This window comes from Sunxiuqinia indica, assembly GCF_009847015.1.
In the GTDB taxonomy this organism is placed as follows: Bacteria; Bacteroidota; Bacteroidia; order Bacteroidales; family Prolixibacteraceae; genus Sunxiuqinia; species Sunxiuqinia indica.
The window spans coordinates 336,010-358,946 of the sequence record NZ_WVEM01000001.1; the positions used below are offsets into that span (position 1 = coordinate 336,010).

The following is a 22,937-nucleotide window of genomic DNA, read 5'->3' on the forward strand; positions in this document are numbered from 1 at the left end:
AAATTAACAAATAATCAGCTACCAGTCTTTGTCGGTTTTCCGCTGTTGCGCTTTTTCCGCTTGAGCCTTTTTTACTTTCTCCTGAATTTTCTTCTCGTCATTCTGTAAGGCTTGCAACAAGCGTTCAGCAGCCTCCTTCGATATTTTTTGCTGCTGCTGTTGTTGTTGCTGTTGCTGCTGCTGATCTTTATTTTGTTGGTTCTTGTTTTTGTCTTTATTCTGATCTTTGTTCTGATCCTGTTTGTCCTTGTTCTGCTGATCCTTATTCTGATCCTGATCTTTATTGTCCTTATCCTTATTTTTGTCTTTGTCCTGCTGTTTCTTTTGTTCTTCCTGTTTTTTCTTCAGGTTCATCGCATATACCAGATTGTATTTACTGTCCAGGTCTTCCGGATTGTTTCGCAAAGCCTTTTTATAAGCTTCAATACTCTCGTCGAGTTTATTTTGCATGAGCATTGAATTTCCCAAATTGTGATACGCTCTGGATTTTTCAATTTTATCATCGCTTTTCTCCGCAATTTCTTCAAATTTCGAGGTTGCCTGGTCAAACTTCATTTGTTTGTACAGAGCATCGCCCAGGTTGAAATTCCATTGCAAATCATCGGGGCGTTTATCCAGCGCTTTTCTGTAGGCAGTTTCGGCTTGGCTAAAGGCGGTGGTGTCGAGCTTGGTGGTATCTTCTAACGCTTGCTCAAAGATGTCGTTTCCCTGGCGAATAAATTTGCGTTCATTTTGTGCTTGAGACTGAATTCCCATAACTAGCATGAATAAAAAAAGTCCGGTATGTATAATTGTTAATTTCTTCATTATCCAAATAATTTGACGTTTTTCAAATATTTGTTCTTTCTCTCTAACAGTAAAAAGTCAATCAATAGCAATAGAATAGAAAACCCCAGAAACCATTGAAATTGGTCTTCGTAATCCGAATAAACCAACGATTCCATTTCTGCCTCTTCCATTTTGTCAATTTCGTTGAAAAGAGTATTTAATCCTACCTGAGCATTGTTGGCTCGCACATAGATTCCATTTCCGGCAGCCGAAATCTGTTGCAGCATCTCCTCGTTCAGTTTAGTTACCACAACGTTTCCTTCTTTGTCTTTGCGATAATCTCTTTGTCCGTTTTTATAAACCGGAATCGGTCCTCCTTGAGGAAGTCCCATCCCAATGGTGTGGACGATAATCCCTTTTTCGGCTGCGGCAGTTGCTGCGTCGATAGCATCGTCTTCGTGGTTCTCACCATCAGTAATAATAATGATGGCTTTGTTGCCCTCAAATTGTGGGCTGAAGGATGATGATGCCAGGTCGATGGCTGCTCCAATGGCTGTTCCTTGTCGCGGAACAATGTCGGTGCTGACGGCATTCAGAAACAACTTAGCCGACGGATAATCAGTTGTGATTGGGAGTTGCGTATAGGCATCGCCTGCGAAGACAATTAAGCCAATTTTATCGTTATTTAAATTGTCAACCAAACGAGAAATAGCACGTTTTGCGCGTTCCAGTCGATTCGGCTGTATGTCTTCGGCCAACATTGAGTTGGAAACATCCAATCCAATAATCAGTTCAACACCTTCTCGTTTAACCGTTTTTAATTTACTTCCAAACTGAGGTCTTGCAATTGCTATTATTAGTGAGGCGATTGCCAAAAGCCAAATGATAAATTTAATAACCGGGCGCGAATGGCTTACATTTGGCATCAGTTGGCTGACTGTTTCTGGCTTGCCAAATCGCTCCAATGCTTTGCGACGGCTTCTTCGTGTAATCCAAAAAAGTACAATCAGCACGGGTATAATTGCCAGTGCGTATAAGTATTCAATATGTGCAAATCTGAACATTTCCATAGTCTTTCCTTTTTAAGGAATGTTTCTGAATAAAGTTGTTTTCAAGAATAAACCACCAAGAAGAACAATGCCTGCTAGAAAAGCATAGCGCTCAAATTCTTCGTCTTTACGACTGTATTCTTTGACCTCCATTTTCGATTTTTCCAGTTTGTCAATTTCCTGGTAAATCTGAATCAATTTGTCATTGTTGGTAGCCCTGAAATAACGACCGTCAGTGATGTCTGCAATTTTCTGTAAGGTTTCCTCATCAATTTTTACTTCAACATCGCGCATTTGTGTGCCAAATGGTGTTTGTACAGGGTAGGGCGCTGTACCAATTGTTCCAACACCAACTGTATAAACACGAATTCCGTACGTTTTTGCCAACTCAGCAGCTGTTTCGGGAGCAATTTCACCGCGGTTATTTTCCCCATCGGTTAGTAATATAATTACTTTACTAATGGCATCGCTTTCTTTAAGACGAGCAACCGATGTCGCTAATCCATTTCCAATGGCAGTACCATCTTCAATCATACCACTTTCAATATCGTTAAATAAGTTGATCAGCACTGCATGATCGGTTGTCAGCGGGCACTGGGTAAAACTCTCACCCGAAAAAACCACTAAACCCATTTTGTCATTCTGTCTTCCTGAGATAAACTCAGTTGCCACTTTTTTCGCAGCATCCAGGCGGTTGGGTTGAAAGTCTCGTGCCAGCATCGAGCTGGAAATATCCAGCGCGATTACAATATCGATTCCCTCTGTTTTTACGTCCTGCCAGCTGTTTGACGACTGCGGACGGGCTAGAGCAAGAGTAAGAAGACCAATGCCTGCCAGTTGCATTACAAAAGGTAAGTGCCTGAGGTAATGCTTCCAGCTTTTTGAAAGTCCGGAAAATCCTTCAATTGATGAATACCGGATACTTGCCCCTGCCTTTCGATACTTAAAAATGTACCATGCAATTATTGGTATTAACACCAATAGCAGGTAGAAAAATTCCGGGTTTTTATATGTTATTCCATTCATCTCGTACTCTTTATTTTAATACAACATCTTCACCTTCACGATCGTCGGTTGGCTGACTCTGCTTTTTGTCTTCCTTTTTTGTTTGATTTACAAAAAGGTAAGCATTCATCAAGGTCAGGTTATGATCATCGGGCAATGGCCGATATTTGGCAAATTTAACGAGGTCGGCGAGTGTCAGTATATTTTTTAACTCTTCAAACGATTTTCCCGAAACCAGTGTCTTGCGTTGTTCAAAAGCCCGGATTGTTTCGTCTGTTGTGTATTCCATTGCCTGAATGTTGAAACGATCTTCAATATAGGTTCTAAGCGTATCTGATACCAGACTGTAGTAAGCTTTTATTTCTTCGGTTTGCCATAGCTTTTCTTCCTTGATCCGGTCGAGTTCCCGCAATGCGATAATATGAGCCGGCTCTTTGGGTTTCGCTGGTTTCGCAAAAATAGGCTTGTTTTTACGTCTCCGTTGAATGTAATAAAACAGGAAGAAAATGAGTGCTCCAATTAGAATTGCTCCTAAAATATAGGGAGACACTTCTTTTAATGTTACGGGCGCATCGTATGGTTTTTTGATGTCTGTCGGGCCTTTTGTTGTGTCGATGGGCATACTGTGCACAAAAAACTCCGCTGGCAGTGTTTCAATGGTATCGTACAGCTCATCATATTTCAATAGAAATCGAAATGGTGGAACCACTTGCTTTCCACTGTCAAACGATGTGATTGTCAGATTTTGGATAATCTTGATCTGGTCTTTCTCATCCAACTGGAAAGTGTCCAGTGGCGATTTGTCAATAATTTCTACCGTTGCCGAAAGAGAATCTCCAATTACAGGAAATTCAATTCCCACATTGGTGGGCTGATCCAACTCGATCCGAAGGTTGATCTGATCTCCAATCAGAATGTTGGTTGAATCGATGATTGCCCGAGCCTGTATCTTTTGCGCCTGAACCGTGGTTGTCTGCCACAAAAGCAGGGCAAGCACAAACGCTATCGTTTTAAGTCCTTTCATGCTTTGTTTCTTTTTATCCTCGCTTCTTAAATAGCGTCATCAGCGATTTTATATAATCTTCGTTCGTATTGATGTTTGCATAATCAACACCACTCTTCTTGAAGGTTGTGTCCAGTTTTTGACTTGTATCACGCCACCATTTGGCATACGTGTCGCGTACTTTCTTGCTGCCGCTATCCACCCAAACATATTCATTCGTTTCAGCATCTTTCAGTTTGATCATGCCAATTGGCGGCAATTGCGTTTCCCGTTCGTCGTATATCCGCAGGGCTACAATGTCGTGCTTATTATTGGCAATAGTCAGCGCTTTATCAAAATCAGGATCATTTTGCAAGAAGTCGGAAATAATAAAACCGGTACATCGTTTTTTGATGGCATTGGTCATGTAACGGATCGCCTCGGTGATGTTTGTTCCTTTGTTTTCCGGTTCAAAATCAATCAACTCGCGAATGATTCGCAAAATATGCGACTTCCCTTTCTTCGGCGGAATGAACTTTTCAATTTTTTCAGAAAAGAAGATTACCCCGATTTTATCATTGTTTTGAATGGCTGAGAAGGACAGAATTGCTGAAATCTCAGTAATGACATTTTTCTTAAATACATCCAATGAACCAAAATCACGCGATCCACTAACATCAATTAGCAGCATGACAGTTAATTCACGCTCTTCTTCAAATATTTTAATGTACGGTTTATTGTAGCGGGCAGTCACGTTCCAATCGATGCTGCGAACATCGTCACCAAACTGGTATTCGCGCACTTCGCTGAAAGCCATCCCACGACCCTTAAAGGCCGAATGGTACTCACCGGCAAAGATATTGCGACTCAGCCCGCGGGTTTTAATTTCAATCTTCCGTACCTTTTTTAGTAGTTCCGTGTGTTCCATCTCATTTTTGTTTTCAAATTTCAAATTTCAAATTCCAGATTTTTAAGTTGGGAGCCAACTCAAGATCCGGAACGAGTAACTCAAAACTCATTTACGGAACTTCAACAGTGTTCAGAATATCGGTGATGATTTCTTCAGAAGTGATGTTGTTGGCTTCGGCTTCGTAACTTAATCCAATGCGATGACGCATGACATCATGACAAACGGCGCGTACATCTTCGGGGACAACGTAGCCACGGCGCTTGATAAACGCATATGCTTTTGATGCTTGTGCCAAACTGATACTTGCACGGGGCGAACCACCATAAGAAATCATATCGGCATACTTTTCAAGTTTGTATTCCTTTGGTTCGCGGGTGGCAAAAACAATATCGACAATGTATTTGCTGATTTTCTCATCCAGATAGACATCTTTCACAACATCGCGTGCATTTAGAATATCCTGTGTTTTCAGAATCGCTGTCGCTTTTGGAAACTGCTTCAATAAGTTTTGTTGGATGATCAGCCTTTCTTCTTCCTTTTTCGGGTAGTTGATAACTACTTTCAGCATAAAACGGTCAACCTGTGCTTCGGGAAGTGGGTAAGTACCTTCCTGCTCAATGGGGTTTTGGGTGGCCATTACCAAAAAAGGTTCCTGAAGTTTAAAGGTTTCGTCTCCAATGGTAATTTGACGTTCCTGCATTGCTTCGAGCAAAGCTGACTGCACTTTTGCGGGTGCCCGGTTTATCTCATCAGCTAACACGAAGTTGGTGAAAATAGGTCCTTTCTTTACGATAAATTCTTCGTTTTTCTGACTATAAATAAGCGTACCCAGCAAGTCGGCAGGCAATAAATCTGGCGTAAATTGAATACGGGCAAAGTCGGCATTAATGGTTTGCGAAAGCGTGTTAATAGCTAACGTTTTTGCAAGTCCCGGTACACCTTCGAGTAAAATGTGTCCGCCCGACAGCAAACCGATTAGTAAACTCTCAACCAAATGCTTTTGGCCAACAATGACCTTGTTCATTTCGATGTTTAGCAAATCCACAAAAGAACTTTCTTTTTGGATTCGTTCGTTCAATTCGCGTATATCAACTGCTTGATCCATATTTTAAATTGTTTGTTTTCGATTTTGGTTCACGAAAATAATGCAAACTTGTACTAAAAAGGATGTAAACTTGTTAAAAATTGTTAAGTTAACTTTCCTCTGAAAGAGCTGTAAAATTAATAATTTCAGACGTTCATTCGCCCCATTTATGATATCTTTTTTACATTTGCCGAAAAGCTAATATTTTGAAGCAACGATATTTTATTGAGCTGGCCTACAATGGTACGCGTTTTCATGGTTGGCAAATACAGCCTAATGCTGTGAGTGTGCAGGAAACACTGGCAAAAGCGTTAAGTTTAATCTGCCGTGAGGAGATTGCACCGACCGGAGCAGGACGGACTGATACCGGAGTGCATGCCAGTTATTTTGTTGCCCACTTCGATTCTGGAAATGCAAACTTGGATAATCCTGATTTTGCGTACAAACTGAATAGTTTTTTAGGAGCTGATATCGTCATTTTTCGGGTAAGTAAGGTGAGCGAGACCGCACATACCCGTTTTGATGCGATATCCCGAACTTATCATTACTTCATTAATCGGCAAAAAGATCCTTTTGCACAGGAGACATCGTGGTATTTTAAGCATCCGTTGAATGTTTATCAAATGAATGTGGCTTGTGCAGTATTGTTTGACTACACCGATTTTACGAGCTTCAGCAAGTTGCACACTGATGTGAAAACCAATGATTGCAAGATATACTATGCCCGTTGGATTGAGAAAGGAAATCAGTTGATCTTTACTGTTAAGGCAGATCGGTTTTTGCGAAATATGGTTCGGGCAATTGTTGGAACCATGATTCAAGTAGGGCAGGGGAAAATGACTATTCAGGAGTTTAAGCGAGCAATTGAGTTAAAAGATCGTGGAGCAGCTGGAGTTTCCGCACCACCTCAGGGATTATTCTTGTCAAATATTGCTTATCCCGAATCTGTATTCCAGCGTATGGAGGAATAGACACTTTCACGGTGGTAAGATGAATGCTCTCATTAGGGTGAGATTATCGTATTATTGGTTAAATTAGTTGTCTGAAAAAGATAACTAATCAATTAACTATTATGAATCGAACCATTTTAGGGGGCATTGCAGCTTTAGCTATTCTGACTTCCTGTCAAACTTCTCAAAATCAAAACGAAAAGGAAGAAGATAATCCAAACATAGTCTACATTCTTGCTGATGATTTAGGCTATGGTGATTTAAGTTGTTACGGGCAACAAAAGTTCCAAACTCCTAATATTGATCGACTTGCTAGCCGGGGAATGATTTTCACGCAGCATTATGCTGGGTGCACGGTTTGTGCCCCCTCCAGATCATCGCTTTTAACGGGGCAGGATACCGGCCATACACCTATCCGTGGCAATATTGGTAGAAAGCCCGAAGGTCAGGTTCCGCTGACGGCGCAAGCCTATACAATCCCGGAAATGCTCAAAGAACATGGTTATCTTACAGGTGCCTTTGGAAAATGGGGGTTGGGATTTATTGAGACAGAAGGAGATCCGAAAAAGCAGGGGATTGATGTGTTTTACGGCTATAATTGTCAAACACTGGCGCATAATTATTATCCGGATCATCTCTGGAGTAATCACGAACGAATAGAATTGGAGAAAAATGTAGATGACCAGTTTGAGCAATATGCTCCTGAGCTAATTCATCAGAAAGCATTGGAGTTTCTGGAAAAGAATAAGGATACCAGTTTCTTCATGTTTTACCCCACTACTATTCCTCATGCAGAGTTGCTGTTGCCCGAAGAATATTTAAGCAAATATAGAGGTGAGTTTATGCCGGAAAATGTTTACGATGGAGCCAACCCGGGTGATGAACGGTTTCGGAAGGGAGCATATGGTTACCAGCCGGAGTCACATGCTGCTTTTGCGGCTATGGTTACTTTGCTCGATAAGCAGGTTGGCGAAATTGTCGATAAGTTGGAAGAATTGGGATTAGCTGAGAACACCCTTGTTATTTTTACTTCCGACAATGGCCCACATGTTGAAGGAGGGGCTGATCCGGATTATTTCGATAGCAACGGCCCACTGAAAGGTTATAAACGCGATTTGTATGAAGGCGGTATTCGGGAGCCAATGATTGCTGTTTGGCCGGGGAAAATCAGGGCTGCAAGTACCACTGATCATGTCTCTGCCTTTTGGGATGTGATGCCCACTTTTGCAGAGCTTGTTGATGCCGAAACTCCGGAAAATATTCAGGGAATTTCTTTTTTGACAACTTTGTTAGAAAAAGAAGGACAGCAAAAACACGATCATTTGTACTGGGAGTTTCATGAAATGGGCGGAAGACAGGCTATTCGCAAAGGGGATTGGAAATATGTGAGCTACAACGTGCTTGATCCGGAAAAAGCGAGTGTTGAGCTTTACAACCTGTCAGAAGATATTGGTGAGGAGAATAATGTCGCAGAAGACTATCCCGACGTTGTTCTGGAAATGCAGCAGATTTTGAATGGAGCGCGTGTTCCTTCAGAACTATTTCCATTTTCATCAGCCAATAATTAAAACTATTCTAATGGATGAAGTCTGGAGATGACCTGTTGACTTTGTAATCTTTGAGTTCGAAATTTGTTAGACGGAATGGAAATAAAACAAGAAAGGCCGGAATATCCGGCCTTTCTGTTTGTATGTTTGTTGCGATTAAGCCAAAAGCTTTTTCACTTGATTGTATACATTTTGCCCTGTGAAACCTAATTTCTCATCAAGCACCGTGTAGGGAGCCGAGAATCCAAAAGATTCCATTCCGAATACAAAACCGTCGGCTCCAACTAAGCCTTCCAGTGTAACTGGCAGTCCGGCAGACATTCCGAATTTTTTAACACCGGCAGGAAGAACTTCTGCTTGGTATGCTTTGCTCTGAGAGCGGAAAAGTCCTTCAGAAGGTACTGAAACGATACGGCATTTAACGCCATCCTTTGCCAATAATTCAGCTCCGGCAACCAACGTGCTAACCTCCGACCCACTGGCAAGAAGAATCACGTCAGGAGTTCCCTCTGTGTCAGTTACAATATAGGCACCCTTTTCTGCTTTTAAGGCTTCGGCATAACGATCTTCCGCTGGAAGATTCGCAATATTCTGACGAGACAAAATTAGGGCTGTCGGTGTTTTTGTGTTCTCCAATGCCATTTTCCAAGCTACGGTTGTTTCTTCAGAGTCAGCAGGACGAATAACCAATGCTGAATTATCGCCGTGATGGTTTTTCAATTTTTCCAATAAGCGAATTTGAGCTTCTTGCTCAACCGGCTGGTGAGTCGGGCCATCTTCTCCCACGCGGAAAGCATCGTGAGTCCATACAAATTTAACAGGAAGTTCCATTAAAGCCGAAAGGCGGACAGCGGGTTTTTGGTAGTCGCTAAATACGAAGAATGTTCCGCATACAGGAATGATACCACCATGTAATGCCATTCCGTTCATTAATGCGGCCATGGTTAATTCACAAACTCCTGCCTGAAGGAATGCGCCAGAGAAATCCCCTTTTGTGAAGGCTGTTGTTTTCTTTAAAAATCCGTCCGTTTTATCAGAGTTCGATAAGTCGGCTGAAGCTACAATCATGTTTTCAACTTCTTCGGCAAATGCTGCAAGTACTGTTGCTGACGCACCACGCGTGGCTGCACCCGCTTTTTGCTCAATCTTACTGAAGTCAAAGTCAGGAGTATCTTTCGAGAAGAATTTTTCAAGTTTTTTAGCTAACTCAGGGTTTGCTTTTGCCCACTCGGCTTGTTTGGCTTTCTTTTCTGCCGCTGCAGCAATAAGTTTTTCATTTCTTTTCTTGAAGAAATCTTCGACATCAGGGAAGATTTGGAACGGATTCTCAGAATCTCCTCCAAGGTTGTCGATTGTTTTTTTCAAAGAACCGCCTGCAGCTCCCAACGGCTGACCGTGGGTTGAGCACTGACCTTCGAAACAAACTCCTTCTTCGGTAACAGCACCTTTTCCCATAATGGTTTTACCAATGATCAGGGTTGGTTTTTCTGTTTCCGCCTGAGCGATTTGAAGTGCACCAGTGATTGCTTCGATGTTGTTTCCTTCAATTGTTTCGACTCGCCATCCCCAAGCTTCATATTTTTTAGCTGTGTCTTCTATCGTTACAGCATTCGTTTCGGTAGAAAGCTGGATGTCATTTGAATCGTAAAACATGATCAGGTTGCTAAGACCCAGATATCCGGCAATACGGCCAGCTCCCTGCGATATTTCTTCCTGAACACCTCCATCAGAAATGAATGTATATGTCTTGTGAGCCATCCAATCACCAAAACGTTCAACTAAAAAACGTTCAGCAATAGCAGCACCAACGGCCATCGTATGACCTTGTCCTAACGGACCAGATGTGTTTTCAACGCCTCGTTCAACATCAACTTCAGGATGCCCGGGAGTTACACTTCCCCATTGGCGAAAATTGGATAAATCATCCATGCTGTATTTTCCGGTTAACGAAAGAATGGAATACAACATTGGCGACATGTGACCTGGATCCAAAAAGAAACGATCTCTGTTTGCCCAGCTCATGTCTGAGGGGTCATAGTTTAAAAACTCTGAATACAATACGCTTACAAAATCAGCTCCGCCCATGGCACCACCAGGATGGCCAGATTTTGCTTTTTCAACCATTGCAGCCGAAAGTATACGAACATTATCTGCTGCTTTTTCAATCAACTTGTTACTCATGATTTAATTTTTTGCCAGAATTTAAATTTCAAGTTTTATGTGTTTTTTCAAACGTACGCAAAAATAAAATTATTTGCGAGCTGTAAGGAATAAAAACAAGGATACCGGTTTAGGAAAGCGAAAGCTTAACATGAACCGGTATCCCTTTTTCTCATTGTTAATGGGTTTATTGAATCATTCGAACCATAATTACTCCGTCTATTGCTGCAATTTTATCAGCTAATGCAGGATCTGCTTCTTTACGATCGACATCAATAATATTGTAGGCTATTTCAGCTTTATTACGATTTAGCATGTTTGCAATGTTGTAACCTTCGGATGCCAATAAGGTTGCGATTTGGCTTACCATATTTGGCACATTTTTATTGGCAACAACAATTCGCGCTCCACCGGTACGTTCCATCTCTGCTGGTGGAAAGTTTACCGAATTGATAATGTTTCCATTTTCTAAAAACTCTTGTATCTGATCAACAGCCATGACCGCACAATTCGTTTCTGATTCGGCAGTTGATGCTCCCAGGTGAGGAATTGAAATGACGTTTTTCATTTTCAATGTTTCTTCATCAGGGAAGTCGGTGATGTAACGAGCTACTTTGCCAGATTCAATGGCGTCTGCTAAATCTGCATGATTAACCAGACCTCCACGGGCAAAGTTCATCAATCGAGCTCCGTCTTTCATCATCTTAAATTTATCTTTGTTGATGAATCCTTTGGTGTCTTCAGTTAATGGAATTTGGAGTGTTATGTAGTCTGCATTTGCCAACAACGATTCCATCCCTTCTGCCTGCTTAACATTGCGGCTCAGTTTCCACGCGTGTTTTACAGAAATAAACGGGTCATACCCCAATACGTTCATTCCCAGAGCTTGAGCTGCATTGGCAACCAAAACACCAATTGCGCCTAGCCCAATAACTGCCAGCGTTTTACCGCGAATTTCCTGACCAGCAAAGTTTTTCTTTCCGGCTTCAACCAGCGCTGGAACTTCGTCGCCTTTACCAATGAGCGATTTTGCCCATTCGATAGAACCGGCAATGTCTCGGGAAGTAAGCATTAGACCTGCTATTGTCAGTTCTTTCACAGCATGAGCATTTGCTCCCGGTGTGTTAAATACGACAATCCCCTGGTTTGTACACTTGTCAATTGGAATATTATTAACCCCGGCTCCAGCTCGAGCGATAGCTTTCAAGCTCGACGGAAATTCCATATCGTGCATTTTCATACTTCTTACGATAATTCCATCGGGATTCGCAAACTCGCTGGCGATTTCATATTGATCTAAGGGGAAATTTTTCAACCCAACTGGATCAATCTTATTCAAGGTCTGAATCTTAAACATAGATATATATTTTCAATAATTGATTTTGCCTTTATGTAGTAGCTTTAAAAAGTGTGACAAAGATCAGAATTTTATTTAAGAATTGATATTTTTCAGTTCGCTTTTTTGAAGGATGTTAACTTTTAGATAGCTTATTGTATTAGATTATTTTTGTGTTCTGATTTGAAATTAAGTTTGCTACTTTCCTTTTCGCCAGCGTTGGCTCGGTTGCACAAAACCGGGCGCTCCTTTGCTAATCATTTTAATATCTTCGATGGAATAAAAGGCATTCGGATTATAGGTAAGCATGATCTCAGTTACCTTTTTTATTTCGTTACGTTTAATGATGGTGTAAATTACGGCCACTTTTTCGTTGGCTCCCTGAGCTTCGTGATAGGTGACTCCATAACCACTTGCTTTCAATTTCGCAATCAGGTTATCGGCACTTTTGCGTGTAATAATCTGTAATTGAACAATTCCAACGGCTAATTTTTCTTCAATAATTAAACCAACTAAATTTCCTGTAGCAAAGCCGGCACCATAAGCTACGTAAGCTACCCAATTGTCAATATTCTGAATGATCTTACTCATGGTAACCAGCCAGATGATCACCTCGAAAAAACCGAGCAAAGGAGCGATATACTTTTGTCCTTTAGAGACCATGACAATGCGAAGCGTTCCAACTGTTACATCGCTTATGCGAGCCAGAAAGATCAGAAGAGGTAATACAACGTATGAAAAAAGGTTGCCTTCGAAAAAATTTATGCTTAGGATTTCCATACCTGGTTTTTTCTAAAAATAGAAAAATATCGATTCAATACAAAAGCCAAAAAGAAAGCGAAAGTTAGAATTCGCTGGTGAAATGGAACTTAACGTCTTTAAATTCATCTTGTGCCATTTGCAAAATAAAACCTGAATCAGCCATGAAAACATCTCTTCCGCGTTTGTCAACAGCCATTTTCTGGTGTTTTCGTTTTTTGAACTCACTCAACACTTTCGGATCATCGCATTCAATCCAGCAAGCTTTGTGCATATTTAAATGTTCGAACCGGCACTTGGCTCCATATTCGTGCAACAAACGATATTCAATTACTTCGAACTGAAGCTGCCCCACTGTTCCAATTATTTTACGGCCATTGAATTGGCTGGTAAATAATTGGGCAACACCTTCGTCCATAAGCTGGTCAATGCCTTTGGCAAGCTGTTTCGATTTCATGGGGTCGGCATTTTCAATAAAGCGGAACAATTCGGGAGAGAAGCTCGGTAGTCCTTTGAAGTGGATTTCTTCACCTTCGGTTATTGAATCGCCAATGACCAGGTTGCCAGAGTCGGGAACTCCGATAATATCACCCGGATAGGCTTCCTCAATAATTTCTTTTTGCGAAGCCATAAATGCTGTTGGGCTCGAAATTCGAAGTGATTTGCCAGTTCGAACGTGCTTGTAAGGTTTGTTTCGCTCAAATTTGCCTGAGCATATTTTTACAAAGGCAATTCGGCTGCGGTGATTGGGGTCGATATTAGCGTGGATCTTAAAAATAAAGCCGGTAAAACCATCTTCCTCCGGCTTAATTTCGCGCTCTTCCGTTATGCTGGGACGTGGTGACGGTGCAATTTCAACAAAGGCATCAAGCAACTCTTGAACTCCGAAGTTATATAATGCACTACCAAAAAACACGGGTGCTAAATTTCCCTTCAAATATTCCTGATGATCAAATTCAGGATAGACTCCTTCTACCAATTCCAATTCTTCCCTCAACACGTCGGCATCGTCGCCGATATATTCTTCCAATTCGGGACTGCTGACGTCTTTAAAGTCAATACCTTCTTCAATCTGCTGTACATTGGCATCAAACAACCTCAAGCTACGATTGTAGATATTGTAAACCCCTTTAAAATCGGGCCCACTATTAATAGGCCAACTGAGTGGGCGTGTACTAATCTGGAGTTGGTTTTCAATTTCATCCAGCAGGTCAAACGTGTCTTGCGAAGGCCGGTCGAGCTTGTTAACAAAAACAATAACCGGTGTTTTTCGCATCCGGCATACATTCATCAATTTTTCGGTTTGTGGCTCAACACCTTTGGCTGCGTCAATCACAATAATAACGCTGTCAACAGCAGTTAGCGTGCGGAACGTATCTTCCTGAAAGTCCTGGTGGCCGGGCGTATCCAGAATGTTCACTTTGTAGTTGCGATATTCAAACCCCATGACGGAAGTTGCTACCGAGATACCTCTTTGGCGTTCAATCTCCATGAAGTCGGAAGTTGCACCTTTTTTGATTTTATTGCTTTTTACAGCACCCGCGACCCTGATTGCTCCTCCAAAAAGCAAAAGCTTCTCCGTTAACGTCGTTTTCCCGGCATCGGGGTGACTAACAATTCCAAAAGTTCTTCTTCGTTTGATCTCTTCTTTAAAGCCCATAAAATATATTTGAGCTGCAAAAATAGAATTTTTAAAGAATAAATGGTGACTAACTATTGGATTGATTTTGATATAAAACGCCAGAGCTTTTTGTGAAATTTTTGTCCATCGCTTCCGATACGATCAAAGTAGGATTTTGGCTGATCTGACGGAGAGAAAATTAAGGAGTCGGCAGGGTAGTATAATTCCGGGATCTCAGGATGGAACTGAACCCCAAAAACATTTGGATATTTTTTGTGGTGAATTCCTTCAATTACCTTTTTATCCATTGACCAAGCTGTAACTTCCCAACATTCATTGAGGTCTTTAATTGCTTGGTGATGGGCACTTAAAACAGGTGGAGAAACGTCATTTCTCCACTTGACTTCTTCGGCAAAAAAGCCACCTTCGGGAAGCCTTAATTGATGAAAGTTTACATTCATCAACTTATCGTTGGTAAATATTTCCTGCCAATAATTCCGATGTATTTTGTCTCTGTCAAATTCAACAATTTCTGACGGATCATCTGTGTCATAAATTTCGGCCGGGATATCTTGTACCATTTTTCCACCTGTAGCAACATTCATGGTCTGCATACCTAAACAGAAACCACAAATAAAATATTTAGGATTCTTCTCAAGTAAAGGTGTATAATCCGGGCTTTGCGAGCCTCCAAGTAAATGGAAAGCGAGAGAAAGCTCGAATAAATGCCGATAGGGGTCGGTGACTACCGCATACCGATTTTCCTCGCCATAGGTAATTGGTTGTATATCGGGGCCACCAAAAAAGAAAATCCCGAGAGTTTGTTCAAACAACACTTCAAAATTATGTGTAAAATCATTCTCAGTGTAGATGTTTTCAGGGGTCAGCAGTCCAGTCAGATGTTGTAAGTGAAATTTGCTGAGCTCGTTGTCCCGAATATAATTGATTGATTGGTTGTAATTGTAGTTTTCAAAACTGTAATAAATACCAACAATCTCAGATTCTCCAACAAAAAGAAAGTGGTTGTCAATCAAGTATTTCATCCGCTCGATATTTTGTACCGTTGGATGAGCCATCAAAATATAGGTTTTTCCTGCTTCACCGCCGTCCTTAAAATAGTCTTGAGCAACAGTCGGGAAACTGGTAAAAAGGCATGCAACGACAAGAAAAAAGAGTGTAATTTTTCTCATTCTTATAGGTTGGGTTTGTGTTGTTACAAAGGTTGAAATTAATATTTTTCCACCAGATGATGAAAAAATGTTATTAACTTACCTTTTTATTGTTATTTTTAATTCCATAAACCAGGAAAAAACGAATCCTCATGTCTTTAAAATTGTTTATGCTGAATACCTTTGGAGGTATAAAAGCCACGTCAAAAGTCGAGTCTGAGAAAGAATCTCTTTTGAAAGATTACCGCGTATTTAAAGAAGTTCAGCAGTCGGACGAGTTGAAAGAATTCTTAGAACTACAGGAAAAAGTCACTGCCGAGTCGTTTAAAAAGCTAAAAGCCGAATTAAAATCATTGAAGTTTAAAGGGAGTCCCGAAGAGCGTCAGTTAAAGCAGTTTGAAAAGCTAAGAGGAAATAAACGCCTAAAAAGGTATTATGAAACATTGGAGTCCTCCGATTTGAAACGGTTTCAGAAATTGAAAAACGGAGATAGTCTTGATCGTTATTTTGAGCTCGAAAAACAAATTTCGCGGGGCGCTGATAAGGAACAGAAAGCTGAATTCAATGAGCTGAAATCTTCTAATGATGTTAGCTTTTTTATGAAATATCCTAAAACATCTGCCTATAAAAATTTCCTTCGAATGGATCAATCGAAGGAAAAGGCAACTTATGAAGGATTGAAGGAAATTATTGAAAGTGAAGACTACCAGAAGCACAGAGCGTATTTGGAGGATCCGAAAAAATGGGAAAATACTGATGAGTATCGCGATGAACAGCGGTATGAAGCGCTGAAAAACAAACAGGAGATTGTCCTTTATTTGAAGTACGAGGACTCGAACGCTTTTGAATTTTTTGAAAACTGGAACCTTGCTTTTGAGGATCGATTTGAGAATGGAATATTGGATGAGACCAAATGGAAAACCATAAACTACTGGGCTGAAAAAACTGTAGGGCAGAATTTTTCACAGGCTGGCGATTTACAGGCTTTTGATAGTGGGAAAAATATTCATCTAAACGATCGGTGTTTAAAAATTCAGGTAAAAAAGGATAAAGTAAATTCGTTGGTCTGGAATCCAGCTTTCGGATTTGTTGAAAATGAATTTGATTACTCCTCTGATAATTTAACTACCGGAGGCTTGTTCGAGTCGAAATACGGAATATTTGAAGCAAAGATTAGATACAATCCGGGTAAAAGCTTTCAAGATGTCTGCTATCTTGCCGGTGAAGAAAATTCATTGCGATTAAACTTACTTGAAACAGGAGTAAAAAGTCAGTTTGGTGTGAGCAAGAATTCAAATGGAAGATTAGAAGATGCCTCTTTTTCTTTGTCAGGATTATCTGCTGGCAAGTTCTACATTTTTACATTGGTGTGGGAAAATAATAAGTTGACCTGGAAAATCAATGATAAGGAAATTTATACCAGCTCAATAAATGTGCCTGATTATCCGATGTTTATAAATTTGGCTGCCCTTGTTGTTCGGGAGAATGCAGATCTTCCGCATAATTTTGAGATTGATTGGGTGAAGTTTTATCAAAGAGCAAATTAAGATCAAGGTATTTTATTAATATCCCTTTTTGTTAAACAATACATATCCAAAGCTAAAAACGACATAAAACTTAGTGTCTTCTTTATCGAAATAATTGAGCGTTAAACTTACCGGACCAAGCCCGGTGTGGTAAACAACTCCACCAAGCCCCATTAATTTCAAAGTCGAAAATTGATCGGGATCGTAAAAACCTTTGTAATTGTCGCCTTCGTTAATTCTACGGTAGGGTAAAAAAGCATAACCTTCAAGCCTTAAATGCATTTGATTGGTCAGATGAAAAACCGATTTTAAGCCGGCTGCAATATATTTGTTGGCGCGATATTTCTTTAAAAACACGGTTTGACTAAACGGGGTAGGTGCAAAAGTATTTGCTGCTAGCAGTGTCGCTGTGTAATTGCTAAATACGCTTTTGTTACTATAAACTCCTTCGCCATATAGTCCTAGCCTGAAATGCCGCGAAAGCGAAAAGTAATTATCATATTTCCCCTTTAAAGTAAGAAATTCGTGGTTGGCAATAAATCCTTGGTTGAATGGAGAATTTGTGCCTGTTTTATACTTTTCAGTTCCTGTGGTATAGGTAATTCCTATTTCCGAAGAAATGCCCTCTGTGGCAAATTGTTTGTAGTTTTGTGAATTTTTTTCGAGTCTAATATTTGCCGAAAAAGCATCAAAGTTAGTTTGTTCAGCAATGTCATCTTTTTTTATTGATTCGTTGATGTAATAGGTGTCTGAAGCTACCGAATAACTTGTTCCGAGAGTGAATTTTCCGTGTGTATTTACAGGCAGTCCAATTTCAAACCGAACGTTATTTTCGTCTTGAATAACGAAGGGTGAACTAACATCTTCGAAAAAGAATTCGCTGCTGCTGGAGAAATAATCCCATCGGTTTAGGGAGAAATACCCAGACAAGTAGAATGGAGTTTTCGTTGGAAAATCAATTCGTCCGCCGGTTTTTATTGAACTGTAAAAACGACCAAAATAGATGTTGCTACTCAGGGTATAAGCTCGGTCATCAAAAAACAGGTAATCGAGAGTTAAGAATCCCTGATTGATTGGTTTTGTTGATACGTTTCCTCCAAATTTTATCTCGAGAGCCTTGGCTTTTTTTACTTTTAAGTGGACGTCAAAATAGCCGGTTTCTTTGTTGTATATGGAAACCGGACGGATTGATCTTAACTGTGGATCAGCTACCAACTTGAAATATTCTTTGCGTAGCTCATCTAATCCGATCACGTCGTTTTTGTGTTTTATACTTTGAATAATGTACTTGCGTTGCATGGGATCAGAAACTCCTTCAACTTGTACGTTTTGAAATTTGAGCCTTGGTTTACGAATATTAAAAGCTGTCCTCTTACTGTCTAATTTCTGTTGCGAAACTCTTCTTTTTACCAACATTTTAATGCTGTCCATTCGTGTTGTTGCCGTTTGGTAACCAGCTTTTTCAATGCTCAGTATTTTTCCAAAGTCCAACAAGTTTATGTTTGAAAATTTTGTTTCAAGCAAGATGCCTCTGCTTGGCGGTATGTAATAGTCCGTTTTTTGCATGATCAAATTTTCCAACTGAGCCATCACGTCATCTTCATTAGGGCGGCGTGCATTATTGGCTACTTTGTGACCAATGATGATGTCAGGATTAAACGTTTCGATGGTGTTTTTCACCGGAAAATTATTGACAATTCCACCGTCAAAAGCTAATGCTCCATCAATTAAAATGGGTTTAAAATATAAAGGGAAAGTCATTGAAGCACGAACAGCTTCTCCTAAGTCTCCACTTCGCAGCTCAATTTCTTTATTTTCGTATACATCGGTTGCAATGCAGAGGAAAGGAACCATTAGGTTATCAAAATTATAATCGCAAACAGCATTGGTCGATGAAAATAATTCCATAAATGCAAAGTCCATCTGTTCCTCGGGAATGATGTTGGTGGGAAGCAGGAGTTTTAATTTATCGTCGGTTCTTTGCAAATCCAGATTTAACCATGATGGACTCTCCTCCAGTTTGCGAAAGAAGTATCGGTATTCTTCCTGTATTTTTCCTGTCGACCAAAATTTGAATTTGTCAGAGAGAAAAAGCTTTTCCATTTCTTCGGGGGAGTATCCAGCAGCATATAAACCTGCGACAATTGCACCCATAGAGGTTCCTGCAATATAATCGATAGGAATATTATCTTCTTCCAGAGCCTTAATAACACCAATATGTGCTAACCCTTTTGCGCCACCACCACTTAGAACTAGTCCAACTGATTGTGCATTCGTTAGATGAACGAATAAAAATAGACAGAGAATGGTGAAGATCTGTTTCATGGCATTACAGGACTGAGACTAGAAGTTTTAAGGAACTTCGAATTTAAAAAAAACAAATGCTAACTAAAAGACTTGTTTCTTTAAATCATTATTATGAATCGGTCTTCATTTTTATCGACTGAAATCCTTCACCCAAAATTTCGCGGGTGTCCATTACCGTTATAAATGCATTGGGGTCTATTTGGCTGATGTATTGCTCCAGGATGGCTACTTCGCGGCGGCTTACTACGGTATAAATGATGTTTTTATCTTCGCCGCTGTACATTCCTGTTCCCTTTAAATAGGTGCCTCCGCGCTCTATGTCAACCAATATTTTATTTTTAATTTCTTCATGTTTGTCTGAGATGATCAGGAGGGCTTTATTGTAATTTGAGCCTTCAAGTATGAAGTCAATTGCCCGGCCGGTGATGTAAATGGCGAGCCACGAATAAAGTGGGATTTGCCATTCGCGGAAGGCAACAAGTCCAAATAGCACAATTACCGAATCGACATAAATCATCAATTGGCCAAGTTGTAAGCTGGTATACTTAGCAATAATCATAGCTATAATATCTGATCCTCCTGATGTCGCTCTTGACTTAAAAATCAGTCCTAGTCCAACGCCAAGCAGCACGCCTCCAAATACGCAGGAGAGCAATACATCTTCTACAAGAGGAGCGTCGCCAACTTCTCTGAAATATGTTATCATGTCCATAAAAACAGAGGTTAGGACAAATCCAATGATTGTCTTGACTCCAAAGCGGGGACCTAAAATCTTAATTCCTGCAATGGTCAGTGGGATGTTAACCAGCAAGCCGAACAACCCAATTGGGAACCCTTTTGGCCAAAACGGAAATAGTCCTTCCGTTAGGTAATGTACAACAATGGCAATACCGTACACTCCGCCCGGTACTATTTTATGCGGAGTCATAAAATAGACAAATCCCACTGCAATTAAGAGTGCTCCAATTGTAATAAAAGTGTATTCTTTAAACCATTTCAGGCTAAATATTTTTTCTTTCTGTAGAAATGCCATAATGAACTATTTTAGGTGCAAAATAACGAGTTGGAGAGCTGATAAGCTGTGATATTTATCAACAAATATAAAATAGGCAGAATTAATTTCTTCTTTGTTGGAGCTACAAAAAAGAGCAAAAAAAAGGCCTTCGATTCGAAGGCCTTTTTCTTATAATGAGTTCTGATTTTAGAATCTTCTTTCTTTGATTCGGGCTTTTTTACCAGTACGTTCACGTTGGTAAAAGATACGTGCGCGACGTACACTACCAGTTTTGTTAACGTCAATACCTTCAATAAATGGAGAGGTCATTGGGAAAATACGCTCAACGCCAATGTTTCCTGACATTTTACGCACTGTGAATGTTTTGTTTGTCCCGGCACCTTTTACCTGAATAACTACACCACGGAAATCCTGGATACGCTCTTTGCTTCCCTCTCTAATTTTGTAGTGTACCGTAATGGTGTCACCGGCGCTAAATTTTTGAAGGTTGTTTACAACCTCAAATGCTTGTTCGGCTACTTTTATTAAATCCATCGTTTTTTAGTTTTACGCAATATTACACAGCTACAGTGTAAGAGATTGCTGAATTTGGCGCAAAATTAGCATTATTTATTGGCGTACAAAACTATTTATCTCTTTTTTAGTGCCCGGCACCACCAATTACTTTAAAATGGTCACCAGTACTTTTCGTAATTGCCTTGTACCACCATTCAGGATATCCCGGTTGGTCTGGAAATGCAGGAAGTCCGTGTTCATTCGTTTCGAATTTTCCATTCTTTTCTTTTTTGATGTTTCCATCAATGTATTTTACAAGTAGGTAATGATAGAGGTCACGCCAGTCGTCTGTCATGTTATTTGCCTCGTTAGTCGAATATTCGGTTAAAAATGCACGGGCTTTGTCAGCTCCTTCTGTTTCATAAAGCAATTTTGCTGCTTGATCTATGGCAGGAGTGTAAGCTATAAATTTCCCTTCAATTTCGGATTGTAGTTCTCTGACATGCTCAATCATGGAGTCGTAACGCAGGTAGGCAAAGTTGGATACCGTATTGAAAACCCAAAAAGCAGAAGTTTCAGAGTAAGTCAGCAGATCTCCATTGCCTACAGCAAAACATTCCGGCGTTTCTGTTATTCCGCAGTACATGGGAGCGTAGCAGGTACTGTAAGTGTCGTCTACTCCAAACCAAAGGATGCCGCCAATCGGATTTGGCAGCCACGAACGACTTTGTGAGACGAATGAAAATCCGGTTTGCTGTGTCGATACAGCGCGCTCATTGCAATACTCAACCGAATCAACTTCCCAGGTTAGTCCGCGCCAGCGGTATGGTAATTTATAGGGACCTGCGCCAATGTCTTGAGTCATGTCCAGCTCGGTACCTTCAAAGTGATCACGCATCATTTCCATTACATCTTTCACGCTAAGTTTTTCATCTGGTTTTATCCACAGTGGTAAACGGTTTGAAGCGTAATTAGTAATGGTATCGTGCTCAATTATTCCTTTTGCATAGTCCGTGTATTTATCCATGCCTGAAGTTACCTGGTTGAAGCCTGCCCACACACGAGCTTCGCAAAAACGAGCTCCACCAAAGTCAACGGGAGCATAAACATCAGAAAAACTGAAATCTTTATTTTTGCCATCAAACCATCCTTTTTCACGGGCAAAAGAAATAACATCTTTGGAGTACATGCAATTTTGGGTGTCATTCAATGGGAAGCTTGTGATGCGAGCCTGGTTCGCATGTCCGCTAATGTATCCATCGGGTATCCGACGGGCTACCCATACCGCTCCTTTTTCGCCTTCGCCTTTACCAATCATTTCCATTATCCAGACTTCGTTAGGATCGGAAATTGAAAAAGATTCTCCACTGCTATAATATCCAAATTGATCGACCAATTCGGTCATGACCTTGATGGCTTCACGTGCACTTTTCGAACGCTGCAGAGCTACATACATCAAACTGCCGTAATCCATAATGGCATCAGACTGATGGTGTAATTCTTCCCTGCCGCCATAGGTGGTTTCACCAATAGCAACCTGAAATTCGTTCATATTACCAACCACACTGTAGGTATGCTCAACTTCGGGGATAACACCAAGAAATTTTCCGGTATCCCACTCGTAGATATTTCTGGTAGCTCCTTCGGGATGATCAGCTGCCGGAAAATAATATAACTCACCAAACAAAGTGTGAGAGTCCGCCGCGTAGGTAATCATGGTCGATCCATCGGTCGACGCACCTTTAGTGACTAAGAAATTTGTACAAGCCCAGCTATATGCTGAACCAATGAAAACGAGAAAAGCAATAAAACTTGTCCTTCTTATCATTCTTTTTACTTTTTATAATCTGGTTGATATTCTGCGCAAAAGGCTTCAAAAATGTAAAAAAATTACCGAACAGAAAATGAGATTACTCAAATAATTAACAATCATTTTGAAAAAGCCGTTTGAAACTAAAAGCCTACTTCTATTAATTATGATTTATAAAACTATCATTTCTTATGGGAGTCTGCTAAATTAATCCCAAATTTATAGTTTTAAAGGAAACGAAGAAAATCACTGGGGCATAAAGCGCTATATTTAAAAGTTATTTTGAATCATAAAATTGATACACGCGAAATAAGCATGTAACAATTTTTACACACTGGTGGGGTATTGCAAGGCAGTTTCATCGAAATGAGTTTGCAAATTCTATTAATTTAGAATAAACGATACAATGAAATAAAGGCCTTTTAAAATTTAAAATTATAAGTG

Annotated in this window: 18 protein-coding genes; 3 read left to right on the forward strand and 15 right to left on the reverse strand. The window is 40.3% G+C overall.

Going from position 1 to position 22,937, the window contains the following annotated elements; all coding sequences use genetic code 11:
* Window positions 1-18: 18 nt before the first annotated feature.
* The 6 genes from GR929_RS01310 to GR929_RS01335 form a co-directional block, all read right to left on the reverse strand.
* Window positions 19-807, reverse strand: coding sequence for a tetratricopeptide repeat protein (locus GR929_RS01310; RefSeq protein WP_159517106.1), 789 nt, complete (start codon window positions 805-807; stop codon window positions 19-21).
* The gene (locus GR929_RS01315) at window positions 807-1,838 is read right to left on the reverse strand and encodes a vWA domain-containing protein (RefSeq protein ID WP_235934003.1); all 1,032 of its coding nucleotides are present in this window, start codon (window positions 1,836-1,838) and stop codon (window positions 807-809) included. Before GR929_RS01315 ends, GR929_RS01310 begins: the two co-directional genes overlap by 1 nt.
* 12 nt (window positions 1,839-1,850) lie before the next feature.
* Entirely contained in the window at window positions 1,851-2,843 is a 993-nt protein-coding gene (locus GR929_RS01320) for a vWA domain-containing protein (protein WP_201300873.1), read from the reverse strand.
* Window positions 2,844-2,853: 10 nt separating this feature from the next.
* On the reverse strand, window positions 2,854-3,846 hold the full coding sequence (locus GR929_RS01325; RefSeq protein ID WP_159517107.1) for a hypothetical protein: 993 nt from the start codon (window positions 3,844-3,846) through the stop codon (window positions 2,854-2,856).
* 13 nt (window positions 3,847-3,859) lie between these two features.
* Window positions 3,860-4,732 (reverse strand): DUF58 domain-containing protein, encoded by an 873-nt coding sequence (locus GR929_RS01330; RefSeq protein ID WP_159517108.1) that lies wholly within the window; start codon window positions 4,730-4,732, stop codon window positions 3,860-3,862.
* A gap of 91 nt (window positions 4,733-4,823) precedes the next feature.
* Window positions 4,824-5,819 (reverse strand): AAA family ATPase, encoded by a 996-nt coding sequence (locus tag GR929_RS01335; protein WP_159517109.1) that lies wholly within the window; start codon window positions 5,817-5,819, stop codon window positions 4,824-4,826.
* 185 nt (window positions 5,820-6,004) lie between these two features.
* Here GR929_RS01335 and truA point away from each other — a divergent pair, with 185 nt between their 5' ends.
* Both truA and GR929_RS01345 read left to right on the forward strand, forming a co-directional pair.
* On the forward strand, window positions 6,005-6,769 hold the full coding sequence (gene truA, locus GR929_RS01340) for a tRNA pseudouridine(38-40) synthase TruA (RefSeq protein ID WP_159517110.1): 765 nt from the start codon (window positions 6,005-6,007) through the stop codon (window positions 6,767-6,769).
* Between the two features lie 101 nt (window positions 6,770-6,870).
* Window positions 6,871-8,316 (forward strand): arylsulfatase, encoded by a 1,446-nt coding sequence (locus GR929_RS01345; RefSeq protein WP_159517111.1) that lies wholly within the window; start codon window positions 6,871-6,873, stop codon window positions 8,314-8,316.
* A gap of 135 nt (window positions 8,317-8,451) precedes the next feature.
* On the opposite strand, the gene GR929_RS01350 is transcribed toward GR929_RS01345, so the two are convergent.
* The 5 genes from GR929_RS01350 to GR929_RS01370 all read right to left on the reverse strand — a co-directional run bounded on the left by GR929_RS01350 (window position 8,452) and on the right by GR929_RS01370 (window position 15,361).
* Window positions 8,452-10,476: a transketolase family protein gene (locus tag GR929_RS01350; RefSeq protein ID WP_159517112.1), complete on the reverse strand. Its 2,025-nt coding sequence runs from the start codon at window positions 10,474-10,476 to the stop codon at window positions 8,452-8,454.
* A 166-nt stretch (window positions 10,477-10,642) separates the two neighbouring features.
* Complete coding sequence (locus GR929_RS01355; RefSeq protein WP_159517113.1) at window positions 10,643-11,812, reverse strand: phosphoglycerate dehydrogenase; 1,170 nt, start codon at window positions 11,810-11,812, stop codon at window positions 10,643-10,645.
* A 177-nt stretch (window positions 11,813-11,989) separates the two neighbouring features.
* Complete coding sequence (locus GR929_RS01360; protein ID WP_159517114.1) at window positions 11,990-12,571, reverse strand: DUF2179 domain-containing protein; 582 nt, start codon at window positions 12,569-12,571, stop codon at window positions 11,990-11,992.
* A 64-nt stretch (window positions 12,572-12,635) separates the two neighbouring features.
* The gene (locus GR929_RS01365; protein ID WP_159517115.1) at window positions 12,636-14,210 is read right to left on the reverse strand and encodes a peptide chain release factor 3; all 1,575 of its coding nucleotides are present in this window, start codon (window positions 14,208-14,210) and stop codon (window positions 12,636-12,638) included.
* A 53-nt stretch (window positions 14,211-14,263) separates the two neighbouring features.
* The gene (locus GR929_RS01370; protein WP_159517116.1) at window positions 14,264-15,361 is read right to left on the reverse strand and encodes a gamma-glutamyl-gamma-aminobutyrate hydrolase family protein; all 1,098 of its coding nucleotides are present in this window, start codon (window positions 15,359-15,361) and stop codon (window positions 14,264-14,266) included.
* 131 nt (window positions 15,362-15,492) lie between these two features.
* Between GR929_RS01370 and GR929_RS01375 the strand changes: the two genes are divergently transcribed.
* Window positions 15,493-16,887, forward strand: a complete 1,395-nt coding sequence (locus GR929_RS01375) for a glycoside hydrolase family 16 protein (protein WP_159517117.1) — start codon at window positions 15,493-15,495, stop codon at window positions 16,885-16,887.
* Between the two features lie 15 nt (window positions 16,888-16,902).
* Here the strand turns inward: GR929_RS01375 and GR929_RS01380 are convergent, their stop codons facing one another.
* The 4 genes from GR929_RS01380 to GR929_RS01395 form a co-directional block, all read right to left on the reverse strand.
* A complete protein-coding gene (locus tag GR929_RS01380; protein WP_159517118.1) occupies window positions 16,903-19,191 on the reverse strand; it encodes a patatin-like phospholipase family protein in 2,289 nt (762 codons plus the stop codon).
* A 91-nt stretch (window positions 19,192-19,282) separates the two neighbouring features.
* Window positions 19,283-20,206, reverse strand: a complete 924-nt coding sequence (locus GR929_RS01385) for a YitT family protein (protein WP_159517119.1) — start codon at window positions 20,204-20,206, stop codon at window positions 19,283-19,285.
* A 168-nt stretch (window positions 20,207-20,374) separates the two neighbouring features.
* Window positions 20,375-20,722 (reverse strand): 50S ribosomal protein L19, encoded by a 348-nt coding sequence (gene rplS / locus GR929_RS01390; protein WP_159517120.1) that lies wholly within the window; start codon window positions 20,720-20,722, stop codon window positions 20,375-20,377.
* A 106-nt stretch (window positions 20,723-20,828) separates the two neighbouring features.
* Complete coding sequence (locus GR929_RS01395) at window positions 20,829-22,511, reverse strand: dipeptidase (RefSeq protein WP_159517121.1); 1,683 nt, start codon at window positions 22,509-22,511, stop codon at window positions 20,829-20,831.
* Window positions 22,512-22,937: the final 426 nt, after the last annotated feature.

Bases quoted from the DNA above. Each gene is read 5' to 3' on its own strand.
- GR929_RS01370 (WP_159517116.1), bottom strand. From the start codon at position 15,361: ATGAGAAAAATTACACTCTTTTTTCTTGTCGTTGCATGCCTTTTTACC.
- GR929_RS01335 (WP_159517109.1), bottom strand. From the start codon at position 5,819: ATGGATCAAGCAGTTGATATACGCGAATTGAACGAACGAATCCAAAAA.
- GR929_RS01315 (WP_235934003.1), bottom strand. From the start codon at position 1,838: ATGGAAATGTTCAGATTTGCACATATTGAATACTTATACGCACTGGCA.
- GR929_RS01345 (WP_159517111.1), top strand. From the start codon at position 6,871: ATGAATCGAACCATTTTAGGGGGCATTGCAGCTTTAGCTATTCTGACT.
- GR929_RS01380 (WP_159517118.1), bottom strand. From the start codon at position 19,191: ATGAAACAGATCTTCACCATTCTCTGTCTATTTTTATTCGTTCATCTA.
- GR929_RS01310 (WP_159517106.1), bottom strand. From the start codon at position 807: ATGAAGAAATTAACAATTATACATACCGGACTTTTTTTATTCATGCTA.
- rplS (WP_159517120.1), bottom strand. From the start codon at position 20,722: ATGGATTTAATAAAAGTAGCCGAACAAGCATTTGAGGTTGTAAACAAC.
- GR929_RS01325 (WP_159517107.1), bottom strand. From the start codon at position 3,846: ATGAAAGGACTTAAAACGATAGCGTTTGTGCTTGCCCTGCTTTTGTGG.
- GR929_RS01320 (WP_201300873.1), bottom strand. From the start codon at position 2,843: ATGAATGGAATAACATATAAAAACCCGGAATTTTTCTACCTGCTATTG.
- GR929_RS01360 (WP_159517114.1), bottom strand. From the start codon at position 12,571: ATGGAAATCCTAAGCATAAATTTTTTCGAAGGCAACCTTTTTTCATAC.
- GR929_RS01330 (WP_159517108.1), bottom strand. From the start codon at position 4,732: ATGGAACACACGGAACTACTAAAAAAGGTACGGAAGATTGAAATTAAA.
- GR929_RS01385 (WP_159517119.1), bottom strand. From the start codon at position 20,206: ATGGCATTTCTACAGAAAGAAAAAATATTTAGCCTGAAATGGTTTAAA.
- GR929_RS01395 (WP_159517121.1), bottom strand. From the start codon at position 22,511: ATGATAAGAAGGACAAGTTTTATTGCTTTTCTCGTTTTCATTGGTTCA.
- GR929_RS01355 (WP_159517113.1), bottom strand. From the start codon at position 11,812: ATGTTTAAGATTCAGACCTTGAATAAGATTGATCCAGTTGGGTTGAAA.
- GR929_RS01365 (WP_159517115.1), bottom strand. From the start codon at position 14,210: ATGGGCTTTAAAGAAGAGATCAAACGAAGAAGAACTTTTGGAATTGTT.
- GR929_RS01350 (WP_159517112.1), bottom strand. From the start codon at position 10,476: ATGAGTAACAAGTTGATTGAAAAAGCAGCAGATAATGTTCGTATACTT.
- GR929_RS01375 (WP_159517117.1), top strand. From the start codon at position 15,493: ATGTCTTTAAAATTGTTTATGCTGAATACCTTTGGAGGTATAAAAGCC.